Origin of the sequence: Thalassoroseus pseudoceratinae, from assembly GCF_011634775.1 — a bacterium.
GTDB classification, from domain to species: domain Bacteria; phylum Planctomycetota; class Planctomycetia; order Planctomycetales; family Planctomycetaceae; genus Thalassoroseus; species Thalassoroseus pseudoceratinae.
The window spans coordinates 203,995-225,314 of the sequence record NZ_JAALXT010000006.1; the positions used below are offsets into that span (position 1 = coordinate 203,995).

Below are 21,320 nucleotides of genomic sequence, written 5' to 3' on the forward strand. Positions count from 1 at the left end.
GATGATCACGAGTTCATCAAGGCGAAGCTCGAATGCTGGCGAAATTGCTGACGTATTCCCTATTCGGGATCGACGCGAAAACCGTTGAGGTGGAAGTTGATATCTCGCCGGCGGCTATGCCGAAGACCACACTTGTCGGTTTGGCGGAGGCGGCCGTTCGGGAGAGCACCCACCGCATCGAGCGAGCCCTCATCAACAGTGGCTACACGCGGCCGATTGACAGAATCGTTATCAACCTTTCACCAGCCGATCTCCCGAAAGACGCCGCCGGTTTTGATTTACCGATTGCGCTAGGCATCCTCGCCGCCAGTGGGCAATTGACATCGGACCGGTTCGACAACTACGCCGCCACGGGCGAATTGGCTTTGGACGGTTCCTTGCGACCGGTCAACGGTGCCCTCTCGATGGCGGTCGCCGCGAGACAGCAGGGTTGCACCGGAATTGTCGTGCCGATCCAAAATGCCCGCGAAGCTGCCGTGGTCGAGGGACTGGAAGTCATCGCGGTTGGTTCACTCGCGGAAGCTGTCGGCTTTTTCACTGGCGAGTTGCCCATCGATCCCGTCGAATTTTCCTGGACGAACGCTGTCTCCGAGCTCGGCCGATACCCCATCGACTTTTCCGATGTCAAAGGCCAAGAGATGGCCAAACGTGCCGTCACCGTCGCCGCAGCTGGCGCCCATCACCTGCTGATGATTGGTTCGCCGGGCACTGGAAAGACGCTTTTGGCTCAGCGACTCGGGACAATTCTCCCTCGTCTGTCCTCGGAAGAGAGCTTGGAGACAACACGAATCTGGAGTGCCGTCGGACGCTTGCCGACCGAGCAATCACTAATCGTCCTTCGCCCATTCCGCACCCCACACCACACGGTGAGCGAAGCCGGTTTGGTCGGTGGTGGCAGCACGCCACGTCCCGGCGAAATCTCATTGGCTCACAACGGAGTTTTGTTCCTCGACGAACTACCCGAGTTCAACCGACGTACGTTGGAAGTACTTCGACAACCGCTCGAAGAAAACACCGTGACAATCTCCCGCGCCATCGGCAGCATCACATTCCCCGCCAACATCATGCTCGTCGCCGCGTTGAACCCGTGTCCTTGTGGATTTCGCGGTGATCCTCGTCGGCAATGTCAGTGCAGCCCTCAGCAAGTTGAACGCTATATTCATCGCATTAGTGGACCGCTGCTCGACCGCATCGATATTCACATTGAAGTCCCCCCCGTCCCATTTCGCGAACTATCGAACACGACAACGGGGACCACGAGCGAGCAGATGCACGAACAAGTTGTTGCCGCCCGAGAAATCCAACGCAAGCGGTTCCACGAGCACCCTGACCTTCTCAACGGCAAGATGGCTCCCCGTCAGATTCGCAAGTTTTGTCGTCTCGAATCTGCCGCCGAAACGCTCCTTAAGAATGCCATGGAAGAGATGGGCTTTTCCGCCCGGGCTCACGACAAGATCCTCCGGATCAGTCGCACACTCGCCGACCTTGATCAGCAAGACCAAATCACGGCAATCCATCTCTCCGAAGCGATCAATTATCGGACGCTTGATCGTCGATATTGGCAGTAGCCCACTGCGCCGAGTTTCCGCCGACCAAACTACAACCTAAAGCAATCCAAACGCGACTTATCCTCTCTCAGCCAGTTTGAAAAGACACACTCACCGAAAGAGCGAAATCGTGTTCGTCTTCTCGTGGCATTGATCGGTGCAAATAGCATTGGTTGTCTCAAAACCCTCACTCTTGACCTTCGAGTCGACTGAGGAGTGTGGCACGTTGTTGTCGATATCGTCGTTCTGCTTGTTCGTATAGCTCGGCTTTTCGATACGCGTGAATGCTCATTGCGATCCCCGCCGTGACAAAGATCACCCCGAACAACGGAAAGATTTTGGCAAAGCCGACGGGAATCTGTGAAGTGATCCCGAACGCGAAGATTGTCCACAAGACTCCGAAACCTGAGATGACGACCCCGCCGATTACAGTCCCACCCTTGGTCGGCACATGGGTATGGCCGTGCTTGCCGGTAATCATCAGCGATTGCCGCTCGGCCTCCCATTCCCGATCGAGTGCTTCAATGTCCTTATGTTTTGTGAGTTTAGCGACTTGCTCACGAAGATCGTCGATCACTTCCGTGAATCGCGTATTCTGAGTTCGGTGGACTGCAAGTCGCGAATCACAGTGCGTACAAGTCACATAGTTCGCCCCTTCCGGAACCTCCAGAGGCGCTCCACAACTATTACATGAAATGGATTCGAGTCTCACAGCCCTACCCTAGTCATCGACATTGCCTAGCTGATATTGGAAATCACCACTATTGACAATGTACTGTTCTAGTCGTCGAGTCCTACATTTAATGGTTGCAGATCGTCGGGAACAAATCGCCCGTCTTTGCGGATGAGTTCGCCATCGAAATACACATCTCCACCACCATAGGCAGGAGTTTGAATCAACACTAAGTCCCAATGCACACGACTTCGATTGCCGTTGTCGGCGTCGTCGTATGCATTGCCAGGAGTGAGATGGAAACTCCCACCGATTTTCTCATCGAAGAGCGTGTCTAGCATTGGATGCTTCACATTATGATTTGTCCCGAGCGACCATTCGCCGATATATCGGGCCCCTTCATCGGAATCGAGAACGGCGTTAAGCTTCTCAGGTTCGTTGTCGCAGGTCGCCTCAACAATTTTTCCGTTTTCAAAACGGAACTGAATGCCTTGATAGACAACACCCTGATAACGAGACGGAGTGTTATAGGCGATCGTGCCGTTGACGCTATCGCGAACCGGTGCTGTAAAAATCTCTCCATCGGGAATATTGCACTGCCCGGTACACGGGATCACAGGGATATCTTTGATCGAAAACTTAAGATCGGTCCCCGGCGCGGTTAAGTGGACCTCGTCGGCTTTTAACATCCGTTCTTCAAGGGGTTTTAGGTCTTCCGCCATCTTGGCATAGTCGGTCGTACAGACATTGAAGTAGAAATTTTCAAAGGCATCGGTACTCATATTCGCGGCTTGCGCAAACGATGGTGTGGGGTATCGTAGTACGACCCAGCGAGTTTTCGGGACCCGAACTTCGATATGCACCGGCTTCCACCAATGCTCCTGATAGAGTCCCATTTTGTCTTGAGGAACGTCGGCAAATTCATTGGAGTTTGCCGATCCACGCACACCGATGTAGGCATCGCATTTCGACATCCGATCGGCTTCAAGTTGACCAATCAATGCCATCTGTTTTTCGCTACCCGTCTTGTACAGACTTCGCAAGATCGCATTATTCTTCCAGGTGACTAGCGGAATCGCCCCGCGTTCGGCTGCTAGTTCGACAAGCTGACAAACTAGGTTCGGTTCAGGAAGATCAATCGCTTCAATTAGAATTGTCTCACCGGCTTGGATCCGACAACTATGATCAAGCAGTGTTTTTGCGAGAGTCTTGATTCGCGGGTCTTGCATGGTCTTCTCTTGATTGTTTTGGCTAGTACAAGTCAGATCGTGCTAGGACGTGTCCTAGCCGACCACTAGAACTTGTCCACTCTTTGAAACATATCAATTCGTCTATAAGACGAACTTACTGAGGTCTTCGTCTTCGGCAACAGACTGCAACCGCTGTTTGACGAAATCGGCATCCACCACGATCTTCATCGAACCGTCGTCGGGAGCACGGAAACTCACATCTTCCAAGAGACGTTCCGTCATGGTGTAAAGGCGACGGGCACCGATGTTTTGCGTGGTTTGATTCACACGGTAGGCGTAGTCCGCGAGAGCTTCAATGCCGTCCTGAGTGAACTCCAATTCGACCCCGTCCGTTTTCAGCAAAGCCGTGTATTGTTTCGTGAGCGACCCGGTTGGCTCGGTGAGGATACGAACAAAGTCGGCTTGCGTGAGGTCGCTGAGTTCCACGCGAATCGGAAAACGCCCCTGGAGTTCCGGCATTAAGTCCGACGGTTTTGAACGGTGAAACGCTCCGGCGGCGATGAACAAAATGTGCTCGGTCCGGACGGACCCATAACGGGTTTGAACCGTCGTCCCTTCGACGATCGGAAGCAGATCGCGTTGCACACCTTGTCGGGAGACATCAGCAGAGCGTTGCCCTTGCTCGCTGCCACAGACTTTGTCAATTTCGTCGATGAACACCATCCCACTTTGTTCGGCGAGTTGAATGGCTTCCTCATGGACGGCGTCCTGGTCCATCATGGCTTCGGCTTCCTGATCTGTGAGGACCTGCCGAGCATCTTTGACGGGAAGTTTCCGCTTCTTCTTTTGCTTGGGAACCAGTTTGTCCATCATGCCTTGGAGATCGATGTCCATGTTTTCCATGCCCATCGGACCGAAAACTTGCACGCTGTTGCCACGTTGCTCGACATTGATTTCCACTTCCCGATCTTCCAACTGCCCGTTGCGGAGCATCCCAAGAAACTTTTCGCGGGTACGCTGATGACGTTCGCGAGCAGCGGCCACTTCTTCTTCTGTTGTTCCTGAGAAATCCGGTGGCGGAATGAGTTCATCTAGAAGGCGTTGCTCGACCCGATCACCGACCTTGTCCTTAAGTTCCTCGCGTTTCTTGTCGCTCACCAAGTTGATGGCCGCATCGAGCAGATCGCGAATCATGCTTTCGACATCACGCCCGTAGTAACCCACTTCGGTATATTTCGTCGCCTCGACTTTGATGAACGGAGCCCCCGTCAAGCTGGCGAGACGGCGAGTGATCTCGGTTTTCCCAACACCGGTCGGGCCGATCATGATGATGTTCTTCGGCGTGACTTCCTTGCGAATCTCCGGCGAGAGCCGACTCCAACGCCAACGATTCCGCAAGGCAACGGCAACGGCACGTTTCGCGTCGTGTTGACCGACGATGTGTTGGTCCAATCGGGCGACGATTTCGCGGGGAGTGAGTTCGATCATGAGTCATTCGATGGTCAGAAGTCAGTAATTGGAAGCAACTCCCGATCTTAACGGATTCCATCGCGCATGAAGAGGCCTCGCCGAACTAAATTGCGGAGAGTCCGACGAGGCTTGGGGGGTTATTTGAGCCACCGATTGTGCCACGTTTTCCTCTCAATTGCAACAATGAACCTTGGGAATCGGTGGGGACAAACTGGCGAATCGCGACTTCACCTGGGATTCCTGTCAAATGCGTTGAGCTTGATATGTGGAATTTCGTCTGGCCATCGCTCACGGCGGATCGTAGCCACCGGGATGAAATGGGTGACACCGCAGAATCCGCATGACTCCCCGCCACGTTCCGCGAAGGATGCCGTACTTTCGGACGGCTTGGATGAAGTACTCACTACAAGTCGGCGTGAACCGGCACGAAGGACCGAGCAACGGACTAATGAAGCGTTGATATCCCCGCACGAGGCCAATCATCACGGCCGCGATTAATCGCTGAATTCCCCGGAGCAAACTCACGACTTGGCATCCCGATCAACGGACGGCAACCGTTTGGCTAGCCGACGCGCGGTTGACTTAAGCGACCGTTGATAATCTGCCAGTGTGGCCCCGGAGTTCTGACGAGGAATGAAAATCATGTCCATTCCGGCTGGCAAGTCGTGCTGCGACAACCGAAACGCTTCCCGCAATAACCGTTTGAGTCGTCCCCGCCGGACCGCATTTCCATGCTTCTTAGAAACACTCAAACCAAACCGCGTCTGCCCTGTCGGATTGATGCCTCCAAAAATCAGCAAGTGAGCATCCGCCGCCCGCACGCCACCGGCATAAATGCGGGCGAAGTCCTGCGACCGCCGCAACCGTTGGTCTTTCGAAATGCCGAAATGGGGAGAAGTCATCGTCAGTTCACTTTATCAGTCCATCGGGGAATGCACGATCATATGCTAGCACTTCCCGAGTCGCTCAACTATCGTTCGGTTCGCTGAAATCTTTGAACAACGTCAGGACACAAGTCAGATGAGTCAGCCAATCAAAGCGTTGTGCGTGTTTTGTGGTTCCAGTTTGGGAGCGGATTCCGTCTACAAGGAGGCCGCTCAGGAATTGGGTGGCGAGATTGCCCGGCGGGGGATGCGATTGGTTTACGGGGCCGGAAACATTGGCCTGATGGGTGTGATTGCCGATGCGGTGCTGGACGCCGGTGGTGAGGTCGTCGGCGTGATCCCCGAAGCATTGCTCAAGAAAGAAGTGGCCCACCAATCGCTGACGGAACTCATCGTCGTTGAAACCATGCACCAGCGGAAAGCGAAAATGGCGGAACTGGCCGATGCGTTCGTCGCCATGCCCGGTGGATTCGGCACGTTCGAGGAGTTCTGCGAAGTGCTCACATGGAATCAACTTGGCGTGCACGACAAACCATGCGGTTTGCTAAACGTCGCCGGTTACTATGATTCACTGTTGGCATTGTTCCAGCGAGCTGAAAACGATCGTTTCCTACGCCTGGAACATCACCAAATGGTCCTCACCGCTGACTCGGTCTCCGATTTGTTTGTGTGCCTCGCCAATTGGCAACCGACACCGCAGAATAAGTGGATCGACCGAGACGAGACGTGAATTGAAGAGCGATCGGTTTTGACTGACGGAGTGTGTGATTTGATGTCTGTGCTGATTTATGGAATTGCGGGCGCATTGATCCTGCTGGTGGTATGGGACGCGTTCATCACGGTGTTAAGCACGTCAGGTGGCGGGCCGCTGACCAACTGGTGGACGCAAAACATCTGGGGGGCTCTGTTACGGATTCATCGACGCCGGTCGATTCACGGCATCCTCGGTTTGACGGGTCCAGCGATGTTGATCGGGGTGATCTTGCTGTGGTATCTGTTGCTCAGCGCGGGCTGGTATTTGATTTTCGCCGTCCACCGTGACTCCGTCATTAGCAACTCGACCGGCGCGGCGACGGATCTGATGCAGAAGTTCTACTTTATCGGAACGACACTTTCATCGGTGGGTTACGGCGACTACGTGCCATCGACATTTCCCTGGACCCTGATCAGTAATCTGGCGTCGTTGACCGCAACCCTCGTCATCACCACGGCCTTGTCGTACTTTCTCCCGGTGCTCTCGGCAGGGATCGAACGCAAACAAACCGCTGAAGCCATCTTTGGAGTCGGTCAATGCACCGATGAATTCATCGAAGCGGCCTGGGTCGGACGATCGCGTGGCACGTTGGACAACTATATTTTGAATAGTGTTCTGAGCCGGGTAGACCAACTCTCCCATCGGCATTTGGCGTATCCGATCCTCCACTTCTTTCACAGCCCCTCTCCCGATAAATCGACGAGCCGGGCGATTCTCTTGCTTTCCGATTCGATTTTTCTTGTTGGCAAAGGAACTAACATCGAAGACCGTCCACCGGCAAGCCTACTCCGTTTGGCCGAGCGAACAATCGACAATTATGTCGATTTAACCGACAGTGGAGTCGCCAGTCCCGAGGATGGCAATTCAGATGAATTTCCAGACTCCCTATCGCTCGAGGTCCTGAAAAACCACGATCTCAAAGTTGTCTCGGACAAGGAATTTCAAGCCGCCACCGCAGAATATCTGCCGAAGCGAAAACGGTTAATCATGCTTTGCGATATGGATGGTTGGGGTATCGACGACGATCAACGCTGCTAACAAGCGAAAAGACGGTCGCCGATCGAAACGTGATCTGGCAACCGTCTTGAGGAATTCGCGTGTTCTTCGGTCGTAATTCGACTGCGTTTACAGAATCGCCGCCGCTTTGACGTCGATCCCTTTGAGCATCATCTTGAGTTCGTCGGGATTCGGCGAGATTTCGAAGGCATCCGCTCGGCTGATAAATTCTCGGTCGATGAAGGATTTCAGACTGTCGTTGAATTGCTGCATCCCTTCGTCTTTCCCGATGCGAATCGCCGCCGCAAGTTTTTCGTCGGTTTCTTCCCGAACCAATTTGCGGACGGTCGGGTTGAACCGCATGATTTCCACGATCGGCACCCGCGAAGGCACATCGACGATCGTTTTGAGCAGTTTTTGACCGACGATCGCTTTCATGTTCATCGCCATCGTCGCGCGAATGGCTTTGTGCATCATCGGTGGGAACAGGTCGAGAATACGGGCAATCGTCCCTGGTGCGGAACTCGCGTGAATCGTCCCAAACACCAAGTGACCGGTTTCGGCAGCGTGGATCGCGGTTTCGAATGTTTCGCGGTCACGCATTTCCCCCACCAGCATGATGTCCGGGTCTTCCCGCACCGCGTGTTTCATCGCCACGTGGAAGTCGATCACATCCTGCCCGATTTCCCGCTGATTGATGAGACACTTATCGGAGGTGTACACAAATTCGATCGGGTCTTCGATGGTTAGAATGTGTTTCCGGTAGTTCTGGTTGATCCAGTCGAGCATCGACGCAATGGTGGTCGATTTCCCGGACCCCGTCACCCCGGCGAGCAACACCATGCCTTGATCGTATTTACAAAGTTCTTCCATGACCGGCGGAAGAAACAATTTTTCGAATGGCGGAATCGAGCGTTCGATTTTCCGGGCCACCATCCCGACTTTGCTGAGTTGGGTCATCAGGTTGATCCGGAACCGCCACGGTTCACCGTCGGAAATCATCGTCTTCGCGAAGTCCGCCCCGCCATCACGGTGGAAAATGTCCAGGTTCCGTTGGTCCATCATGGGGAAGCAAAGTTCGATCATTTTGTCATTGTCGATCGGGTCCATCTGCAATTCCCGCAGTGCCCCCTTGATCCGAAACACCGGCGGACGACCAACTTGCAGGTGAATGTCGGAGCAACCGTGCTTGATCGCCAGCCGAAAGATCTTGTCGATCTCGATTTCTTTGCCCGGTTCAAAGGTCGATTCGGTCCATTCCGATGCCAAAACCATAACGTGAATCCTCAGAAACCCGATTGGGGGAAGAATATTGTTGTCGCGACGCTATTAGATTACGCCGAATTGTCTCGTTCATCCAGTAATTTTCGCAACCGTTCGACCTCAGCTTCCGCTTCGGCGCGGGCATGGGCTTCCGTTTCCGCTTCGGTTAACAACTCGTGACGCTCAATCGAGTCGAACAATCGTAGCCGTTCCTCGGAGAGCGCCAAATCAAGGCCGAGTTCGCGGCACTCCAGGCGGCCGGCGGAATTGGCTTCGATTGGTTCATACTCGTCGTCAACCAACCGGTATCCCTGCAACGCTGGAGAGAGATAATCGGATGTGGGGTCGAACAGAAAGTATTCCGCCACCCCCATTTCCGCGTACTGGCGGAGCTTGAAAATGCTGTCCTGTCGCCGGGTCGAACGCGATGTGATCTCGAACACAACATTCGGGACGCGATTTTCGACCCATGTCTGGAAGATTCGCCGTCGTCCGGGTTCACAGTCCTTAACCACGAACACATCCGGCACCACGAAATTTCGCGGCACCCCCTCTTCCGGATAGACCAGCAAATTGCTGCCGACGTACACTCGTCGTTCGCGGTATCGCAACTTGAGAATGTCACGCAACCGAATCATCCATTCGATATGGATTTCCGTCTCGCCCATCGGTTGGCCGTCCGATTCGGGGTAATCGATGTCCGTCAGCGATTCGGTCGAACTCATGGCGTGTTGACCTTCCGATTCAAGAGAGGACCGTTTCCAATCGCACCGGCACACCGGCGGCAGCGAGTTGGCGTTTGGTTTCGTCGATCGTGTATTCCCCGTAATGGAAGATGCTAGCGGCCAGAGCGGCACTGGCGTTGCCGTCGGTCAGGGCTTCCACCATGTGATCCGGCGAACCACAACCGCCGCTGGCCACGACGGGAATCGTCACCGCATCCGAAACTGCCCGCGTAATTTCGATGTCGTAACCATCTTTCGTGCCATCGGCGTCCATGCTGGTGAGAACAATTTCGCCCGCTCCCAATTGTTCGACTTCCTTCGCCCAAGCGACGGCATCCAACCCTGTCGGCAACCGACCGCCGTTGATGTGCACGTCCCAGTAGACTTCCGATTGCCCATCGCGACTGGCATGCGGACGGACTTGAAGATGCTCCGGCCACTTGTCTTTCATCTCGGCCGGTTCGTTATCGATCGGCACCCGCCGCGGATCGATGTTCACCACAATACACTGACTGCCGAATCGCAACGCCGCTTCGCGGATAAACTCTGGTGTCTTCACGGCAGCGGAGTTGATTGAAACTTTATCACAACCGGCTTTGAGCAGCGTGCGGATGTCGTCCAACGTGCGAATTCCGCCCCCGACCGTGAGCGGCATGAAAATCACTTCACTCGTCCGACGGACCACATCAAGGATGATCTCGCGTTCCTCATGGCTGGCGGTGATATCCAGAAACACCAACTCGTCAGCCCCTTCGGACTCATACCGAGCGGCAACTTCCACGGGATCGCCCGCATCCCGCAGGTTGACAAAGTTGATCCCCTTCACCACCCGACCGGCGTGAACATCGAGACAAGGAATAATCCGTTTGGCAAGCATGGCGACTTCGTTTGTTGAGATACGTCCAAAACTTCATTTTACTCGACGAACCGGCGTGGTCAACGAGTGATCGCAAGACGAATCGTAACCCAAACCGACAGCACGACACATCAAACCACGTCAATTCTTAAGTTAGGTCCTATTTCAATGACACCAAGCTTGAATAGTATTTCCGGAAACGATCACTTCGATTTCGTTGCCGACTTCTGGACTGCTCGTTCGCGTCTTCTCGTTTTTGCAGCGTTGGTCCGTGTCTTCTTCGAAGATTGCCCCGCTGGCTTTATCCGCCGATAATTCTTCTTCTCCCACGGAACATTTCGATCGAACAGCTCACCATATTTCTGATAGTCGTTGTAAGGAACGGCATTCGCTTTCCAGGCATCGAGCTCCGCATCATACTTTTCTCGCATCGCGCGAAGCATCGTCAAGCGGTTTGGATCGCGAGCAAGATTCGTCATTTCAAGTGGATCAGTTGTTAGATCAAAGAGTTCCTCGGTTGGTGCCATCGTTTCATCGCCGTACCACCAATACGTATACTTCCAACCGTCTGAGACAACACTCAGGCTATGCACTGGAAGTTTGTCAAAAGTATTCATCAAGGCTAAGCGTTCACGAACTTCTCCAGATGGATTCTCTAACAACGGTAATAGACTGACACCATCCATGTTTTTAGGAATCGGCAACCCTGCTAGTTCTAAGATTGTTGGTGCAAAGTCAACATTCCCGGTGAGTGAAGAACACCGTCGCTGTTTCCCGGCGGAGGCACTTCGAGGATCATAGACAATCAATGGCACACGGGACGACTCCTCCATCGGCAAGACTTTTGATCCATACCCGTGGGCTCCACAGATATAGCCATTGTCGCTCGTATAGAAGATGACAGTATTGCCAGCAACGCCTTGCGCATTCAGTTCATCACGAATCATGCCTAGTGCAACATCGATCGCATAGACTTGTTGAAAGTACTTCGCCATCTCCGCGTCGTAGTGCGTATCGTATTTCCACTCTGTGAAACGAGGATACTGGCGACCTTGCTTGCTTTGCTCGGAGAGATGCGTCCCCGCCTCACGGCCAAAATTCGCGGGTCTCGTAAACTTTTGACCGGCGTAGACATGATTGAACTTGGGATCGGGCGTGGCCGGCTTGTGAGGTGCTTTGAAACTAATCGACAAACAGAGTGGCTTTTTTTGTTTCGCCGCTTCGCGAATCGCATCTTGCGCGAATGCCCCATAGGACAATGTCGAGTGTGGATAACGCTCGGCGTATTTAGCCATCGACTTATTCCTTGCAGTCGCATAATACGTCTGCCCGGGACCGCCACCCCAAATATCGAAATCGTCTTCACATAGTCCTTTTCCCTCGACAACAATACCAAACTTGCCAGCAAACGCCGTTAGATAGCCAGCCTGACGCAGGAGAACGGGATAAGACTTTTTCCAAGTCTGAGGCTTCATATTTCCATGAGTGAAATTCGTACCCGTCTTGTATTCATACATCCCAGTAAACACACTTGCACGGCTCGCCATGCAAATCGCAGTGGTGTTATAGTGCCGATCAAAAATGACACCATCCCGCCCCAAACGGTCCATCTGCGGCGTTTTGACCTCGGGATTACCATAACAACCCACCGACTGAAGATTCTGATCGTCCGCGAACAGAAAAATGATATTCGGTTTCTCAGCGGCATGGGCAACCTGCTGCCAACTCGCTGTTTGAACGAGTATTGCAAGCAACAAATAGACTAAGCGCATTGTTCGATTTGTCATAGCATTCTCTTCAACAGACCTGTATTGATACGAACTAACCTTGTCAACCCACTCCAAAAGCACTTCCGTTCATCATATTAATTGCCAAGCCTTGAAGCACCATCCCACACGAGTTGAACAAAGACCGATCCTTCGACTACTCTTCGGTTGACGCACCTCTGTCTTCGGTCTCGATGCAGATAATTTCTCTCATGGTATGTGCATAGAAACGATTCTTTGCGTATGTCAGTGGTGCTAGTGTCCATGTCTCCCCACCTGGCCCAAGATCGTTAATAGCCACTAGTGCATCTGGAGTTAATGAATCGACTCTCGCATCAATCACATAGACAGTTCCTGTGACAACAGGAAAGAAGAGATAATGGCCGACTCTTGTGGGACTTGCTGCAGAGATATGCCCCCAACCTGTGCCGTTATGACCTTTGTCACCAACAGCGAAACCGGCTGCGTTTAACGGTCGATTTTTGGGATTCCCTGCCCCCCAAAGCCGAACATCTTGTTCTCGTGACTCCCGGCTTGGCATCAGTTGAGCAGGTACTTCGAGATATTCCACCGCTCCCGTCTCGACATGCACCCGACCCACATAATGAACGTTATGTGATAGGAACCAATGCCAATCCCCGACAACAATATTCGCCTGATTCGTATTCGGATGCCCCTTACCGGCTTTCACCGAAACATTCGTTTTTCTCCCCCAAGTCTCAGTGTCGGGATCAAACGTCCATACTGTCGCATTCTTATAGAGAGGCTGATCTCGCAAGAGTTTTCCCGAACTCGCATCAAGCACAACGTGCCTTCCGCCACGGAAGCCAAAAACGTATTTTTCATTCCAATGGCTGGCAAAGGAGGGATCATAGTTCCGCAGGTTTGTACTCCATAACGTCTTGCCTTCTTCACCGGGAGCTAGACTTGTCAGACTATGCCCTTTAGGTTTCTCGAACGGAGCATGTGGGCCACCACGAGCATGAGAGACTGCGAGTTTTCCATCAGCCGTCAAGCCGACGACCGGCGTGTTATGAACGACAGTGCCGACATTCTCACGCCAGAGAACTTTGCCAGTTCGCTTGTCGATCCCATGCAAATAAGTCCAAACTTCCTTCTCATCCACTCCCATAGGGGCCGCGGTGCCCTTGGACTTCACACCCGGTGCCTTCCACTTTTGGACTTTAGCCCCTTCGACTTTATTCGCCACTTCGACATACAAAATCGCATCACCGACGAGGAACGGTTCAGCTTGCCGATTGTTATGCTTGAAACGCGGTTTCCATTCGCGGAGCCAGATAGTTTTTCCCGACATGTCATAGCACCCCATCGAACCACAGCGATTGAAGAACCAAACATGTTCGCCGTCGGTGATGGGTGCGAAAACGGTTCCGTCGGTGAAACCACCTGCCAATGAAATAAACGCCGTGCCTGGCAGCGTCACTTTCCAGAGGATTTCCCCCGTGTTTGCGTCGAGACAAAAGCCCAGTATGTCGGTAACGGCTTCCTTCTCGTCCAGGGATTTGATGGGGACATGTGTGGTCACGAAGACACGCTCCCCCCAAATCGCAACACCACTTTGCCCCGCTTCGGGAAGGGGCGTTCGCCACCGGATGTTCTCGTTTCGCGTGACGCTCCATTGAATCGGCGGCGTGCCATCCACCGACCAGTTGCCGTTTGGCCCGGCGGGTTGATGCCAGTTTTCATTGGCAACCAACGGGGTCCAAGCCGAAAACATCACCCCGATACTCAACGTCATCAATTGTAGGGACATGTGGCTCTCGATTCCGAAGGGATCACTCTGAGTCAGCGCGAACCGCAATCGAAGAGCGGACGCCCCCCTCATTTAGAACCGCTCAGCACACCTTTCGCAATCCAACCACCCGTTTCGCCCATCGGCACGAAACGATACTCACCGCCTCAGTGGATCAACACATTGCCCCAAACGTGAGCGATTTCAGACGGTCCACGAAGACCTGCCGTGGAGACATGATCGTCTAAATTTGATGAGTGGTCTCTCAAGTTGCGAGGGTCGACCGATCGAGTTGAATGTTTGACGATTCGTGCTTCAGCAAGCACACCGCAGCTTTTTGCCCGATCAGATGACACCGCTATACTTCACGCCAATTTGGCCCCATTGGGAACTTGCTGATCGGGCACAGCGAGCACGACTGCACCGTCTTCCCGATACAAACCTGTGACCAGAAATTCCGAACGAAACGGGCCGATTTGCTTCACCGGAAAATTCACGACGCCAAGGATCTGGCGGCCGACCAATTCGTCTTTCGTGTATAGGTCGGTGATTTGCGCACTCGATTTTTTGATCCCAATTTTGGGTCCAAAATCGACTTCGATCTTGTACGCCGGCTTGCGAGCTTCGGGGAAGTCCTCCACCGACAGAATCGTGCCAATGCGAAGCTCGACACGTTCAAAACTCGCCCAATCAATTGTCTCCATAGTACTCTTTCAAATCCCTCAGATGCGATTTCGTAGGACTTTCCAACTCAGGTCGCGTTGATGTAGCCGACTCGGTTGCGACCGGTTCTTGGATTCCAAAAGAAAAACTCATCACTGTCGGGCGAACTGAAAACATCTTCAGTGAGTTTCACGATGTGCTCGAATTCGCCGTTGATCAGCGATGGTGGCATCACATTACTTACAATGTTGGGGGCATTGCCAGGGGTCAGGTTTGTGAGGGCAACGCGATTCGCACCACTTCGCATGCCCCAGGCGAACACATCGTCTAGCCCGTCGCCGTTCAAATCACCGATGGAAACGCGATCGTAAGCCGATCCGTTAAATGCACTCGGCGGTAGCATGTTGGATTGGAAACTTTCCAAGCCCGTCGTGACTCCCGGCGTGATCGTTTCCAACGAGACGAGACGATTCGCTCCACTTTGCAAGTTGAGAAACAACAACTCATCCAGACCGCCAGCCACGAAATTGCCGACATGTACGGATTGAAAACTTCCATTGATAATGGTGGGAGTGATGACGTTCGTTTGCAGATTGACGACATCGCTATCCAACCCAACTTGCACGGTCTGGAAATGGGCAATGCGATTGCGACCGCTCACGGGGTTCCAGAAGAACAAGTCCGTCGTCGCGTCTCCGTTGAAGTTGCCGGCGACGACGGTTGTGAAATCATTGCCGTTGATGGCCGTCGACGGAATGACGTTTGTTTCGATCGCTCCCTCGACAATGCCGTTGCTCAAGTGCACCAGCCGATTGCGCCCGGTTCGCGGATTCCAGAAGAACAACTCGGTTTGGCGACCGTCATTGAAATTCCCTACGATCACTTCGGTGAAGTCATTGCCGTTCAACGCCCCCGGTTCAATCGGATTGGTTTGAATGTTCCCATGACCGTACACAATTCGGTTGGCACCGGAACGCGGGTCCCAGAAAAATAGATCATCGGCCATGATCTCAATGCCATCGAAGCTGCCGGAGACAATCTTCTGGTAATTGCCGTTGATGGCCCCGTTGTTGATGCCTTGATCGAGAATTACAGCATCGGAGCCGGCCAAATCGTCGTTGAGAATATCGCCCCGGCCACGGCCCATGGAGGTCACCACTTTGCGTCCCCCGGCTTGAACGTTCGCGAGGTCCACGAAGAACGCTTCATCCCCTTCCGGTTGGGTATCGCCGTTGACGTCAATTGTAATCGTCTGTGTCTCGCCCGCCGTTCCGGCGAACGTCAATGTACCGTTCTGAAAACTCAAGTCGGCCGCGTTGGCTGGGTCGCCGGGTACGGCGGGATCGTTGAAGCTCGTAAAATCGACCGTAAAAGACCGATCCACCGCAAGGTCCGAAGTCACCGTGAACACGAACGGCCGCGTGCCGTCGCTGCCCTCGTAACCGCTGACCGAGTCGATATTCAACCGAGCAACATCGTCATTGACGATCGTGCCGACGCCCTGGTTGTCGGCGAACAAAACCCCCAGCGTCTGCGGTTGAATGTTGGAGAGGTTGACGAAAAACTGCTCGTCACGTTCCACGACCATATCAGCATCGACGTTGACCACCAGCGTTGCGGATGTGCTGTTGGCGGGGATGGTGATCGTGCCGGTCTGGACCGTGAAGTCCGACGCATCGGCCGAGTCCGTGGCAGTCGTAAATTCCACATGAACGGGCACGGAAATCGGGGCATCGAGCGAAACGGTAAACGCAATCGTGCCCGCGTCTTCATTCTGCGTGACGTCGTCGATGGAGACTCGCGCCATCACCCCTTCACCGTTGTCGCCAATGATTGTGCCCGTCCCCCGCGTATCGCCGAAGCTGACATCCCGCCCCGCGTTCGCCAAGTTCGTCAATTCGACAAAGAACTGTTCGGCGCCTTCGTCGGTGGTGTTGTCCATCGTCACGGGAATGGAAATGGTAGCCGACTGGCTTCCGGCCGGAATCGTGATGCGATCGGATTGCGGCGTGAAGTCGTTCGCGTCTGCGGAGTCGGTCAGCGTTGTGTAGTCGAAGCTCACGGCCGCGTCGACGGGGCGACTCATCGAGACTGTGAACGTGATCACTCCGGCGTCTTCGATCTGGATAACGTCGTTGATGGTCAGCACCGCGGCATCGTCGTTGTTGAGGTTCCCGCTGGCTTGAGCCAACCCCAAACCGACGGCACGTCCGCTGGCGTTCGGGTTACTGAGGTTCATCAAGAATCGTTCGTCGAGTTCAACCGTGTTATCCGCGGAGACGGGGACGGTGACCGGGACGGACAAACTCCCTGCGGGAATCGTGACGCTACCGGAGCGGCTGGTGAAGTCGCTGGAATCGGCGGTGTTGGTCGCGGTCGCGTACTGCACGGTCGTGGCAACATCGACCGGACTATCCAACGAGATCAAGAACGTCATCGGACCGGCGTTTTCATTTTGCGTGAGATTGCCGACCGAAATCGTGGCAGTGTCATCGTTCCGAATCGTTCCCACGCCTTCGCTGTCGCCGAGAGTCACCGCTCGCCCGCTCGGGTCCAAGTTGGTGATGTCGACGAAAAACCGCTCATCGAGTTCCACGACATTGTCCGCGGCAACATCGACGGTGAACGTCGCGGTCGTGTTGCCAGCGGGGATGCTGAGGCGAAGCGGCGTTGCGGTGAAGTCGGCTTCGTCCGTGCCTTCATTCCGAGGTGTGACGTCAAAGAAAACATCCACGTCCGCCGGCAATGTTTGCGAGACCGTGAAGATCATCGTCCCGGCATCCTCATCCTGCGTGATATCGTCGATCGAGACCAACGCAGTCTCCACATTAATGACCGTCGCGACTCCTTCGTCTTTCGAGAAACCAACGTCAATATTCCCAGCGTCTGGGTTCTCGAGCTTAACTCGGAACTCCCGTTTGAACGCGACGACGTTATCCAACGCCAACGGTGCCGTCACCTGGGTCGAGAGATTTCCCGCGAGAATGACCGCCGTACCGGACGCCACCACATTGCCCGTCGAAGTCTGCGAAAACCCCGAAAAACTGAACAGACTCGCTCCGCCGCCGAAACCTCCGGCCCCGCCGCCTCCACCGAAGATTGGACCTTCATCCGTCACGGTGAAGTCGACTTCCAAGTCTTCGTCCAACGGCTGATTCAACGAGATGGTAAAGACGATTGGCCCGTCGTCTTCTTCCAACTCCACATCGTTGACGGTCAGCGATGGGGCATCGTCATCGAGAATCGTGCCCACGCCCTGCCCGTCGCCAATTGCGACATCAAACGCACCCGACTGCACGTTCGCCAGGTTGAGGAAAAACCGTTCGTCGATTTCCTCGGTCACGTCGTCGGTGATGTTCACGAGAACCGTTGTCGAGGTTGCACCAGCCGGAATCGTTTCGGTCTGATTGACGAATCCAAAATCACTGGAATCGGCGGTGCGTGTCGTCGTGAAATAATCAAACGAAACGTCGGAGCCAACCGCTTGGCTGAGTGAAACCGTAAACCGCATCACCCCGGCTGCTTCATCTTGCGTGACGTCATCGATCGAAAGCGTGGCGTCGTTGGTGTTGATGGCTTTATCGAGTTGCAGTGTGTAGTCGCTTATGAAGTTCGCATTGCGTTCGCGGACCACATACGTGTAGACCCCGGTTTGCGGGAGATTCGGTTGATTGAAGTTGAAGCCGTTACGATTGTCCGAAGCGGTAAAGGTTCGTAAGTGTGCCCCGTCGGGAGCATACAGCGTGACATCCAGACGGAACTGACTTGCACTGTCCTCCGCGATCCTTGTCAGCAACAGGTCTTCACCCGCAGACGCATTGATCGTGAACGTGTCGATGTCACCGGCAGCGACCGTTCTGCGTACGGGGTCTCCACTGACAAGGGCCACGTTGTCGGCGTCCACGGTCTGATCCACAACGACAGCCGTGAGAGAATACGATCCCGCCAAATCCTCGCGAGAGTTGCGAACGACGTAGGTGTATGTGCCCGTCTGCGAAAGGTTGAATTGATCCAAACGCACGCCGTTGAAATTGATCCTCGGCACGACCGTCTGGTGCAATTTTCCGTCTGGTGCATACAGGCTGACTTCTAAATCGATGCCCCCCAACGTCCCGCTGGCTGATGATCCAATGGCCGAGAACAACAGATCGTCTCCTGCAGACGCATCAATTGTGAACGTGTCGATGTCCGTGCGTTCCAACGTGCCGTCGACCGTCAAGCCGCTCGTCAATTCAACGAGATCCGGTTCCGGTGTGTCATCGACCGCGACCGCTGTCAGCGTGTACTCGCCATCGTCGTCACCGTCGACTTCGCGAACCACATACGTGTAGGTTCCCGTCAGGGAAAGATTTCGTTGATCCAATCGGAACCGCGAGTTCTCCGACACGCTGCGTAACTCCGTCCCGTCCGGAGCATACAACGTGACTTCCAACTGATACCCGTCCCGTTCGTCGATGGAAAGTAGCAGAACACCACCCTCAACCGCATCAATCGTGAAGGTGTCGATGTCGCCATTCACGATCGACGAGTCATACGTCGCCCCGCTCACCAAAGCCACATCGTCGGCGTCCGCGACTTCATCGACGAGGACCGCCGTCAGAGAATAATCACCCACATCGTCGCCATTGACTTCCCGAACCACATACGTGTAAATCCCGGTCTGCGGAAGATCCTTCTGGTCCAAACGGAAACCGAAGTTCTCTGAGACCGTTTGCAAATCCGTGCCATCCGGAGCGTACAACGACACTTCCAGCTGATAACCATTCGACTCGCCGATCGTCAGTAGCAAATCTTCGCCGGCCGTTGCGTCAATTGTGAACGTGTCGATGTCACCGATCGCGATCGATGAGTTATACGTTGTGCCGCTCGCCATCACGGTGTTGTCCGCATCCGCGACTTCATCGACGAGGACCACCGTCAGTGAATAATTCCCATCATCATCGCCATCGACTTCTCGAACCACATACGTGTACGTCCCCGTCTGCGGAAGATCTTTTTGATCCACACGGAAACCCGAATCCGCCGAGACCGTCTGCAACTCCGTACCATCCGGAGCATACAACGCTACTTCCAACTGATAACCATCCGACTCGCCGATCGTCAGCAGCAGGTCTTCGCCTGCCGTCGCGTCAATCGTGAACGTGTCGATATCACCGATCGCAATCGACGAGTCATACGTCGTCCCGCTAACCATGACCGTGTTGTCTGCATCCGCAACTTCATCGACGAGGACTACCGTCAGTGAATAATCACCCACATCGTCGCCATTGATCTCCCGAACCACATACGTGTAAGTCCCCGTCTGCGGAAGATCCTTCTGGTCTAAACGGAAACCGAAGTTCTCTGAGACCGTTTGCAACTCCGTGCCATCCGGAGCATACAATGCAACTTCCAACTGATAGCCAAAGTTCTCGCCAATCGTGAACAGCAAATCTTCACCGACACTCGCATCAATCGTGTAGGTGTCGATGTCACCGGGTGCGATCGACGAGTCATACGTCGTCCCGCTTGCCATGGCCGTGTTGTCCGCATCCGCGACTTCATCGACGAGGACCGCCGTCAGTGAATAATTCCCATCATCATCGCCATCGACTTCCCGAACCACATACGTGTACGTCCCGGTCTGCGGGAGATCCTTCTGGTCCACACGGAAACCCGAATTCGCCGAGACCGTTTGTAACTCCGTGCCATTCGGAGCATACAACGCCACTTCCAGCTGATAACCATCCGCCTCGCCGATCGTCAGCAGCAAATCTTCGCCGGCCGTCGCATCAATTGTGAACGTGTCGATATCACCGATCGCAATCGACGAGTCATACGTCGTCCCGCTCGCCATCACGGTGTTGTCCGCATCCGCGACTTCATCGACGAGGACCGCCGTCAGAGAATAATCACCCACATCGTCGCCATTGACCTCCCGAACCACATACGTGTAAGTCCCCGTCTGCGGAAGATCCTTTTGGTCTAAACGGAAACCGAAGTTCTCTGAGACCGTTTGCAACTCCGTGCCGTCCGGAGCATACAACGCCACTTCCAGCTGATAACCATCCGCCTCGCCGATCGTCAGCAGCAGGTCTTCACCGGCGGCCGCGTTGATCGTATAGCAATCTTCCTCACCGATTGTGCTGATGGACGCCATCACGGTTTCGCCACTGGTGAGTCCGACCGGCGTAGCGGAAAGCATGGCACGTGTTTCCAATGCTTCGACAGACGCGGCGAGTGGAAATCGCGGCCGCCGCCGATTCTTACCGAGCATTCGTGGGGATCGAGCACGGCGGTCTTGCGGAATCCAGCGTGTGTACAGATTCCGCAACCAGAACATCCAAGGCATTATGTTCAATCTCCACATCGACAAGGCGTCGGCCGAACATGCCCCTTTCTCAATCCGGGCTACCGGCCGGCCGTCATATGACAGTCAATAAAATCGAGCCATCCCCTCAGCGCACTCAGAGCCGCTCGAACTCGTCGCCCTAAGGTGACGTCATCAGAAACAATCACAAGAAGCCACCGTTATAGGACACGAAAGATGGACAAAGATACCAAATTCCACCAGATGGCCGATATTTCCCGACGTTATGAACGCAACCGGACAGATATCCGGCATCTCAAGAGTATCTGAACCACCACACAATCTTCATACCCCCAAGGAAAACCCGAAAACCGCCGATTCTTCTGAGAAACCATGTTCGACTTGCAAATCTTCACGCACTTCCAAATAATGCCTCCCCCGTGATCGGTGGCTCCCAGCCTCCTGCAATCCGGGAAACGATGACGATGAGC

General features: G+C 54.1%; 15 protein-coding genes. 3 read left to right on the plus strand and 12 right to left on the minus strand.

All coding sequences use genetic code 11. The features are described 5' to 3' along the window. Positions 1-32: 32 nt before the first annotated feature. Positions 33-1,568: a YifB family Mg chelatase-like AAA ATPase gene (locus G6R38_RS21400; RefSeq protein WP_166830823.1), complete on the plus strand. Its 1,536-nt coding sequence runs from the start codon at positions 33-35 to the stop codon at positions 1,566-1,568. Positions 1,569-1,734: 166 nt separating this feature from the next. Here G6R38_RS21400 and G6R38_RS21405 read toward each other — a convergent pair whose 3' ends face one another. The 5 genes from G6R38_RS21405 to rnpA form a co-directional block, all read right to left on the minus strand. Beyond that, entirely contained in the window at positions 1,735-2,259 is a 525-nt protein-coding gene (locus tag G6R38_RS21405; protein ID WP_449353779.1) for a zinc finger domain-containing protein, read from the minus strand. Positions 2,260-2,327: 68 nt separating this feature from the next. Continuing rightward, positions 2,328-3,449, minus strand: coding sequence for an aminopeptidase (locus G6R38_RS21410; RefSeq protein ID WP_166830825.1), 1,122 nt, complete (start codon positions 3,447-3,449; stop codon positions 2,328-2,330). Positions 3,450-3,551: 102 nt separating this feature from the next. After that, positions 3,552-4,898 carry an ATP-dependent protease ATPase subunit HslU gene (hslU, locus tag G6R38_RS21415; RefSeq protein WP_166830826.1) on the minus strand — a complete coding sequence of 449 codons (1,347 nt, stop codon included), beginning with the start codon at positions 4,896-4,898 and terminating at the stop codon, positions 3,552-3,554. Positions 4,899-5,168: 270 nt separating this feature from the next. Continuing rightward, positions 5,169-5,363, minus strand: a complete 195-nt coding sequence (gene yidD / locus G6R38_RS21420; RefSeq protein WP_206028688.1) for a membrane protein insertion efficiency factor YidD — start codon at positions 5,361-5,363, stop codon at positions 5,169-5,171. A 38-nt stretch (positions 5,364-5,401) separates the two neighbouring features. Continuing rightward, positions 5,402-5,782 (minus strand): ribonuclease P protein component, encoded by a 381-nt coding sequence (gene rnpA, locus G6R38_RS21425; RefSeq protein WP_166830827.1) that lies wholly within the window; start codon positions 5,780-5,782, stop codon positions 5,402-5,404. Between the two features lie 118 nt (positions 5,783-5,900). Here rnpA and G6R38_RS21430 point away from each other — a divergent pair, with 118 nt between their 5' ends. Continuing rightward, positions 5,901-6,494, plus strand: a complete 594-nt coding sequence (locus tag G6R38_RS21430; protein WP_166830828.1) for an LOG family protein — start codon at positions 5,901-5,903, stop codon at positions 6,492-6,494. 42 nt (positions 6,495-6,536) lie between these two features. After that, positions 6,537-7,556 carry an ion channel gene (locus tag G6R38_RS21435; RefSeq protein WP_166830829.1) on the plus strand — a complete coding sequence of 340 codons (1,020 nt, stop codon included), beginning with the start codon at positions 6,537-6,539 and terminating at the stop codon, positions 7,554-7,556. A gap of 87 nt (positions 7,557-7,643) precedes the next feature. Here G6R38_RS21435 and G6R38_RS21440 read toward each other — a convergent pair whose 3' ends face one another. The 7 genes from G6R38_RS21440 to G6R38_RS21470 form a co-directional block, all read right to left on the minus strand. Then, entirely contained in the window at positions 7,644-8,789 is a 1,146-nt protein-coding gene (locus tag G6R38_RS21440) for a type IV pilus twitching motility protein PilT (RefSeq protein ID WP_166830830.1), read from the minus strand. A gap of 59 nt (positions 8,790-8,848) precedes the next feature. Then, positions 8,849-9,502, minus strand: coding sequence for a Uma2 family endonuclease (locus tag G6R38_RS21445; RefSeq protein ID WP_166830831.1), 654 nt, complete (start codon positions 9,500-9,502; stop codon positions 8,849-8,851). A gap of 19 nt (positions 9,503-9,521) precedes the next feature. After that, the gene (gene hisF / locus G6R38_RS21450; protein WP_166830832.1) at positions 9,522-10,379 is read right to left on the minus strand and encodes an imidazole glycerol phosphate synthase subunit HisF; all 858 of its coding nucleotides are present in this window, start codon (positions 10,377-10,379) and stop codon (positions 9,522-9,524) included. 182 nt (positions 10,380-10,561) lie between these two features. Beyond that, entirely contained in the window at positions 10,562-12,145 is a 1,584-nt protein-coding gene (locus G6R38_RS21455; RefSeq protein ID WP_166830833.1) for a sulfatase family protein, read from the minus strand. A 136-nt stretch (positions 12,146-12,281) separates the two neighbouring features. Further along, positions 12,282-13,898, minus strand: coding sequence for an outer membrane protein assembly factor BamB family protein (locus G6R38_RS21460; RefSeq protein WP_166830834.1), 1,617 nt, complete (start codon positions 13,896-13,898; stop codon positions 12,282-12,284). A 344-nt stretch (positions 13,899-14,242) separates the two neighbouring features. Further along, a complete protein-coding gene (locus G6R38_RS21465) occupies positions 14,243-14,581 on the minus strand; it encodes a tRNA-binding protein (RefSeq protein WP_166830835.1) in 339 nt (112 codons plus the stop codon). Between the two features lie 47 nt (positions 14,582-14,628). After that, complete coding sequence (locus tag G6R38_RS21470) at positions 14,629-20,871, minus strand: Calx-beta domain-containing protein (protein WP_166830836.1); 6,243 nt, start codon at positions 20,869-20,871, stop codon at positions 14,629-14,631. Positions 20,872-21,320 lie beyond the last annotated feature (449 nt).